Annotated in this window: 7 protein-coding genes and 2 rRNA genes; 6 read left to right on the top strand and 3 right to left on the bottom strand. The window is 45.1% G+C overall.

Features of this window, described 5'->3' with window-relative positions; all coding sequences use genetic code 11:
* Nucleotides 1-1,553 (top strand): 23S ribosomal RNA (locus K6Y21_RS15570); the annotation flags it as partial.
* A 109-nt stretch (nt 1,554-1,662) separates the two neighbouring features.
* Nucleotides 1,663-1,778, top strand: a 5S ribosomal RNA gene (gene rrf / locus K6Y21_RS15565).
* Between the two features lie 533 nt (nt 1,779-2,311).
* Here rrf and K6Y21_RS15560 read toward each other — a convergent pair.
* On the bottom strand, nt 2,312-2,767 hold the full coding sequence (locus K6Y21_RS15560; protein WP_233072808.1) for a DUF3592 domain-containing protein: 456 nt from the start codon (nt 2,765-2,767) through the stop codon (nt 2,312-2,314).
* Between the two features lie 10 nt (nt 2,768-2,777).
* Nucleotides 2,778-3,233, bottom strand: coding sequence for a DUF3592 domain-containing protein (locus tag K6Y21_RS15555; protein ID WP_233072807.1), 456 nt, complete (start codon nt 3,231-3,233; stop codon nt 2,778-2,780).
* A 121-nt stretch (nt 3,234-3,354) separates the two neighbouring features.
* Between K6Y21_RS15555 and K6Y21_RS15550 the strand changes: the two genes are divergently transcribed.
* From K6Y21_RS15550 to K6Y21_RS15535, 4 genes are all read left to right on the top strand, one after another.
* Nucleotides 3,355-3,963, top strand: a complete 609-nt coding sequence (locus tag K6Y21_RS15550; RefSeq protein ID WP_233072806.1) for a chromophore lyase CpcT/CpeT — start codon at nt 3,355-3,357, stop codon at nt 3,961-3,963.
* A 94-nt stretch (nt 3,964-4,057) separates the two neighbouring features.
* Entirely contained in the window at nt 4,058-4,477 is a 420-nt protein-coding gene (locus K6Y21_RS15545) for a globin family protein (protein WP_233072804.1), read from the top strand.
* 29 nt (nt 4,478-4,506) lie between these two features.
* Nucleotides 4,507-5,079 (top strand): hypothetical protein, encoded by a 573-nt coding sequence (locus tag K6Y21_RS15540; RefSeq protein WP_233072802.1) that lies wholly within the window; start codon nt 4,507-4,509, stop codon nt 5,077-5,079.
* A complete protein-coding gene (locus K6Y21_RS15535; RefSeq protein WP_233072800.1) occupies nt 5,072-6,559 on the top strand; it encodes a hypothetical protein in 1,488 nt (495 codons plus the stop codon). Before K6Y21_RS15540 ends, K6Y21_RS15535 begins: the two co-directional genes overlap by 8 nt.
* Here the strand turns inward: K6Y21_RS15535 and rarD are convergent.
* On the bottom strand, nt 6,553-7,476 hold the full coding sequence (gene rarD / locus K6Y21_RS15530; RefSeq protein ID WP_233072799.1) for an EamA family transporter RarD: 924 nt from the start codon (nt 7,474-7,476) through the stop codon (nt 6,553-6,555). The genes K6Y21_RS15535 and rarD overlap by 7 nt on opposite strands.
* Between the last annotated feature and the right edge of the window lie 59 nt (nt 7,477-7,535).

Raw genomic sequence — 7,535 nt, 5'->3', positions numbered from 1 at the left:
AAGGCGAGGCCGAAAGGCGTAGTCGATGGGAAACGGGTTAATATTCCCGTACTTGGTGTTATTGCGATGGGGGGACGGAGAAGGCTAGGTGGGCCAGGCGTTGGTTGTCCTGGTTCAAGTGTGTAGGAAGAGAGTTTAGGCAAATCCGGACTCTTAATTCTGAGACACGATGTCGAGCTGCTAAGGCAGTGAAGTCATTGATGCCCTGCTTCCAGGAAAAGCCTCTAAGCTTCAGATAACATCGAATCGTACCCCAAACCGACACAGGTGGTCGGGTAGAGAATACCAAGGCGCTTGAGAGAACTCGGGTGAAGGAACTAGGCAAAATGGTACCGTAACTTCGGGAGAAGGTACGCCGGTGTTGGTGATGGAACTTGCTTCCTAAGCTGACGCTGGTCGAAGATACCAGGTGGCTGCAACTGTTTATTAAAAACACAGCACTGTGCAAAATCGTAAGATGACGTATACGGTGTGACGCCTGCCCGGTGCCGGAAGGTTAATTGATGGGGTTAGTTTTCGGACGAAGCTCTTGATCGAAGCCCCGGTAAACGGCGGCCGTAACTATAACGGTCCTAAGGTAGCGAAATTCCTTGTCGGGTAAGTTCCGACCTGCACGAATGGCGTAATGATGGCCACGCTGTCTCCACCCGAGACTCAGTGAAGTTGAAATCGCAGTGAAGATGCTGTGTACCCGCGGCTAGACGGAAAGACCCCGTGAACCTTTACTATAGCTTGGCAGTGAACATTGACCCTACATGTGTAGGATAGGTGGGAGGCTTTGAAGCGCAGTCGCCAGATTGCGTGGAGCCAACCTTGAAATACCACCCTTGTAGTGTTGATGTTCTAACCATGGGCCCTGAATCGGGTCTTGGGACACTGTCTGGTGGGTAGTTTGACTGGGGCGGTCTCCTCCCAAAGAGTAACGGAGGAGCACGAAGGTTGGCTAAGTACGGTCGGACATCGTACGGTTAGTGTAATGGTATAAGCCAGCTTAACTGCGAGACAGACACGTCGAGCAGGTACGAAAGTAGGTCATAGTGATCCGGTGGTTCTGAATGGAAGGGCCATCGCTCAACGGATAAAAGGTACTCCGGGGATAACAGGCTGATACCGCCCAAGAGTTCATATCGACGGCGGTGTTTGGCACCTCGATGTCGGCTCATCACATCCTGGGGCTGAAGTCGGTCCCAAGGGTATGGCTGTTCGCCATTTAAAGTGGTACGCGAGCTGGGTTTAGAACGTCGTGAGACAGTTCGGTCCCTATCTGCCGTGGGCGTTTGAGAATTGAGAGGGGCTGCTCCTAGTACGAGAGGACCGGAGTGGACGAACCTCTGGTGTTCCGGTTGTTTCGCCAGAAGCATTGCCGGGTAGCTAAGTTCGGAATCGATAACCGCTGAAAGCATCTAAGCGGGAAGCGAGCCTCAAGATGAGTTCTCACTGGAGCTTTAAGCTCCCTAAAGGGCCGTTGGAGACTACAACGTTGATAGGCAGGGTGTGTAAGTGTTGTAAGGCATTGAGCTAACCTGTACTAATGACCCGTGAGGCTTAACCATACAACACCTAAGCGGTGTTGAAGCCAGATTGAGTACGAAAGTACAAACAAAATACTTGTGAACATAGGTGTTTGCTAAAGAACAAAGCTTTCCAGATTGACAATTTATGCTTGGCGGCAATAGCGCTGTGGACCCACCTGATTCCATGCCGAACTCAGAAGTGAAACGCAGCAGCGCCGATGGTAGTGTGGGGCTTCCCCATGTGAGAGTAGGACACCGCCAAGCTCCAAACAAGAAAGCCCGAGTCTAACGACTTGGGCTTTTTTACATCTGCAGAAAACTAAACTGAGAAGAAAGCAGAGTAGGGCACCCCTCTTATCATGCTCCCATACCACAAGCCTGAGTTGAGGTTTATAGCAAACTAGAATCACGACCTACACCATCCCTTGAGTAAGCTCGTGGCCCACATAGAACCTTTTAAAACAATCTCCTCATACCCCGAACAATAAACAAAGTTTAACGAGTTGGATTTTTTACGCCTGTGGAAAAGTGACAAGACAAGCAAACTCGATACACCGATTCCCTGAGCAGGTGAGTGTCCCATAGCGAGCCCATAATCGGTAGAATAAGGTTATATAAATATCAAAGTCGTCTACATGCGAGTAGGCAAAAGAGTAACCGCGGCTTTTATATAGGGTCGTATTGTGGTTATCACTAAAAGTGGAAACACAAAAAGTGGCACTAGTGCGTTGCAATCAATTTTGGGGGGTAAATAGCGGAGGGAAGCTCCCAGCGACATGTTTGCCGCTGGGTTGGGTTTAGTATCTTTGTTTCATCATTTTAGCTGAGCGTAGGAATAACACTAAGCCAATGACAATAAAGAACAGGCTTAGATATAGCGGGCCGCGATCAAAGGCGTTAGGCAATGCAGAATGAGGGTCTGATTCAAGATAGATAATTTCTACTTGTTCACCTACTTTAGGTGGGACTAAGTAAGGTAAAAGATCGACTTGATATTGCTTGCCGTTACCTGCGGTAAATTCCACTTTAGGGATGTTATCAATAAAGGTCTCTTGGGTGGCATCATCAGTAAAAGATACTTGATTCACCTCGATAACATCGGCCATGATCACAACGCCTCCGAAGTGTATCCGTGCTGTTTTTGCAATGATGATCCCTGGGACAATGACTAGAAAAAGTGACATCAACATTAATAGTCTGGCAACATTAGATTGGCTGCCATAGCCAGGAATAAAGCTTTTCATATCATCCATTATAATTCTCCTAGAGATAGCCGGTTATCAAGGCATAGCCAACCGCGATAAATATGGTGATGGTAATTAAGGGTAGGAAATTCCATTTACAAAAGCCGGGAATAAGAAGCGATTGTTGTGGATTATTTGGGTTATAGCTGATCTCTAGCATTTCTTTCTCAGGAAATTGTGCCAGAAGCTCATCACCGGCCACCATCAGCTTCATCACAATATCGGCGGCGGTGATTTGGCTATTTTCATAATCAACCCGTTCAATGTTGTAACGATACTTGATGAGATCACCACCCATTAAGGAGCGGCCTTCCCAGTAGCCAGCTTTTTTGACGGCTAAGCTGTTATAGGTGATCATTGCCATGCGTTTTGGCCATTGCTTACTTTTTAAAGCGATGATGAAGAAGTAACCAACTGGCAGCAGCGACATTAATCCTATGGCAATGAAAATCCAGCCTAAATATACCTTTTCCATAGTTTATCCATTCGTTAATATTAGGGTTATTGTACCTCAACAGCTGATGCTTTACAGGCAGATATAGCATTTCAGGTAGCGCCTTATTATCCCTTTTTGCGCAAGCTACCAAGGAATTAGAATGTTTAAATTAGTTGGCTTTGTTTTACTGCTTTTACCTAAGTTAAGTTGGGCATTTTCTGATGAGTTAGAAAAACTCAGCTTATGGTTTGAAGGGGAGTATAGCAATCTCAATCAGGCTGAGTCTGATCCTAACTTTGCGTCATTACAGTTTCTTATTCGCCGGTTTTGGCATCAAAGAGTCGATGGTAGCTGGTTCTACACAGAGCAAATTAAAAACCAAAAAGGCGTGTTACCTTATCAGCAACGTATTTTGCAGTTTATCGATCAGCCTAATGGTTCGATTCGGATGCATACCTATACAACGCCACAACCGATAGATTTTACGGGCGCATTTTATCAGCCTAGCTTATTGAATTCGCTCACTCTGCAGCAACTGACGATGCAACAAGGTTGTGATATTGTGTTTGATTACAAGCCGAAGTTGGGGCAATTTATCGGGACAACTGAAAGCCATGAATGCTGGCTTAACTTCCGCGGGGCTAGCCACCTAAAAATATCCTATGCTATTAGCGAAAACCAATTTTTTCAGGAAGTTGCAGGATACACTGATAAAGAGGAGCAAGTCTGGTCTACCTCTTCTCCTGGCTACCACTTTGTCAAAAAGTAGTATGTATTCAACCTATTGAATATAAGGTGGTTTAGCAATCTTATCGGGTTTGTTAGTATGTCATTAAGATAAAATGTCACAGGGGGTCGCTTAAATGAAAAACTATGATCAGATTTTCAATGATAGTTACGAACGCATTATGTATCGCGGTGATCAAGGTGATGCCTTCTTTAGTCATTTTTATCAATCTTTTAGTGATTCATCACCGGAAGTACAACGAATCCTTGCTAAAGTGGATCTCACCCGACAAAAGCTAATGATGCAGCGCTCGCTATACATGGCAATGGATTTTTCCAGTTCGCGTATAGAAACAGAAACGATCAAAAAATATGCGAAAGTTCATGGCGATAAGGGTCATGCCATTCCGCTGCATTTGTACGACATCTGGCTTGATACCTTAGTAAATACCGTACGTGCTTTTGACCCTAAATGTGACCTTGAGGTTGAATTAGCTTGGCGTTTAGTTTTAATGCCACTGATTCAATATATGACAGCAGAGCAGCACCGCACTTAAATGGAGATAGAAGTATAAGGATGTACCGAATGTTAAAATCGATGATGTTAATGCTAGTGCTGTGCTGGCCCCTACTAGGTAATACAGTTTCAGCCAGCTCTGATGGTCAGAGTGGGCAAGGAGGAGCGATTGATATCCCCGCCCAAGTTAATCAACAGGTTCGAAGCCAAGCCGATAAGCTGGTCAAGGCCACCCTATCTGAAGATTATGAGGGGGTGATTGCCCTGACCTATCCTCCCATTATTGCCAAGATTGGTGGGGCAAGCATGGCAGCAAAAATAGCGTATGAAGCGGTGCGATTATTGAATGAGCGCGGTGTCAAAATTGCCAACCTCACGGTAGGAGAGCCCATCAACTATTTCGTTTCTGACACCAAGCAACTGGTTGTGCTCAATGCTCAACTTGAACTAGCCAGTGAGCAAGGCAAGGTGAACACACGAAGCTTTTTACTTGCAATCAAAGAGCAAGATCAAGATTGGCTATTTATCGATAATAATGCATTGAAAAATACCGATGAACTAAAGGTCTATTTTCCTGCCCTGCCTGATGATTTTAGCTTACCGCAAAAGTCGGTGAAATTTACCCCGGCTAATAATGGGTAAGTATCTTATTGGTTGGGTGGCGTTCATATTCACCCTTGTTATCACTGTTAAGTTGTTGGACCCAGAGTATTTTGCTAATCAGCGCTTAGACCAAGTGATGGCGAACTTAGTGTCGGCGCAGCAAGCTCAAGATAGCTCTCAGCAGGCTTATTTTTACGGTCAAGCACTCAGCGAGCTGTCTAAGTTAAAACGTCAGTTTGCAGATACGCAAGTTTACCAGCGTATATTCGTTTCTGATGAGCTCAATGTCGGCTTGATCCAAGCTCAGTATAACCGATTGTTGCAACGGCCTTGGCAGGTCGCTGAGCCCAGTTATTTTAGTCAAGCTTTGTCGTTAATCGCATCCCTTGATAAAGATGCTCAGCTAGCTAATATGGTTGCTCTGGCTCCGGCAGTTAAACGCGTTACATCCCTTGACCCTGATTTTATTGATAGCTTGTTACAGCGCTTAGATGAAAGCTCCGATATTAACCTACGATGCCAAGCCTATCAGTTACTAGCGAGTCGAAATACCGCTCAAGATAAACATCGTCATTTAGAATCTATCGACCAAGTGCTGATTCAGCCCATTAATCAGCAGTTGCAGCAAACTTGTGTGACAGCTTATTTTGATGTTGCAAGTCAGATGAGTTATCTAAGCGATTTACAAACACTGTCAGAGCGGTGGCAAATCCCTTTGGCTGAGTTACAGCTTAGTTACACTGAGGCATTGATTGCAAATGGCTTTTTCAGCTTAGCTAAAAAGCAACAGCAAGCCTTAGAAGCGCGAATACTGCAGGCCGAAATAGAATTGTTACTATTAACAGAGCAATGGCCTGGCTTCACTCAAACTCAACGTAAAGAACAGGCCTTGTTAGATGTTGGGATAAGCTTAGTCAACCTAGCGGAAGATGAACAGAGTCAAGTATTGTTGATGCAGCTGCTGACTTTTTTATTTAGTCACAATGAATTGGCGTTTGCTGCTGGTTTTCGTACTCGAATTAAGTCGCCCATGGATAAAGTAATCTATCAAGCCCTTGATATAAATACGCAAGATAGGCTAAAGCCTAATTCAGCGCATTTAGAGCGTTTGCCCCAACTCATTGATGCTTTTGTGCAAAACCGAGACAAATTACAAAGCCAACTCGGTTTTCATGAGCTGATGGATATATGGTTAAACAAGCAGATCATGTTGAGTGAACAGACAGTGATGGGCCAAATAGCAGATTTACTCTATCGCCATTACGAGACACACCCCGAACAAGTCCAACCTTGGTTAGATGAGCTTAGTGATTACCAGGCTATTGCCCTTGCCCAATCCGCTATTGAGCTGGGCGAGTCTGGTAGCCTTGTAGATACTGATGACGCCATGGCGTTGTTAGTATTTATTCGTCGCCAACAAGCGCCTGACTTAGTTAGGCTTTGGCTTGCACAAGTGGGGGATGGCGATAAATTGAGTGGCTTGATCTGGTTAGCAAATCAAGCCAAGTCAGCCTATTGAGCAAGATCAAGCTGACGCTTTTTACTGTTTTTGTGTTGTTGAAGGCCATCCCAACTAAATACAACTAAGGCCGCCCAAATAAAGCCAAAGGTGACTAACGTTTGTATTGTTAAGGGTTCATGATAGACCACGACCGCCAGCATAAACATCAAGGATGGCCCGATATATTGGAAAAAGCCAAGGGTTGAAAGCTTTAATCGCGTGGCTGCGCCAGCAAAAAACAACAGCGGTATGGTGGTGATAGCACCGGCCGAAAGGAGTAACAGATTTAAGTTCAATGTGTTAGATGAAAAGTTCGCACTGGCCGAATGGGCAAAGAAGAACAAATAAATAAACGCAATGGGTAACAGAACCAGGGTTTCGAGCAGTAAACCTGTAATGGCGTCAACCTTAACTTTCTTTCTGATCAACCCATAGCAGCCAAAACTGAAGGCAAGTACTAAGGCTATCCATGGCAGTGAGCCGAAACTAATCAACTGGATCAATACGGCAATAAATGCCAGTGACACGGCAATGTATTGGTTTTTTCGTAGCCGCTCTTGCAAAAACAGCATACCTAAAAATACATTCACCAGTGGGTTGATAAAATACCCCAAACTCGCCTCTAGCATGCGCTCTTGTCCCACAGACCAGATAAAGACGAACCAGTTGACCCCAATAAAAATGGCGCTTAGGGTAAGATAAAGTAAGGTTTTAGGGGAGCTAAGGGCGCCGATTAAGCGTTTGCCATAACCAAACAGCAACACGACTAGAAACAGCAAGACACTTGACCAAATAATGCGGTGGCTAAGGATCTCATAGGCAGGAACCGTGTCCAGCGCCTTAAAGTACACCGGAGCGACACCCCAAAATGTGTAGGCAGAGAGGGCGAAAAATACCCCTTTACGGGTTTCCCTAAGTGTTTCGTCTTGATTCATGTGGCAGCATCTAGAAGGATTAGCTAATTAGTCTATCAGGACTTAACCCGATAGGCTAA

It is taken from the genome of Motilimonas eburnea, from assembly GCF_021295345.1.
GTDB classification, from domain to species: Bacteria; Pseudomonadota; Gammaproteobacteria; order Enterobacterales; family CBDFNC01; genus Motilimonas; species Motilimonas eburnea.
The sequence above is the reverse complement of the archived record's forward strand: the minus strand, read 5'-3'. Positions and strand labels throughout refer to the sequence as shown.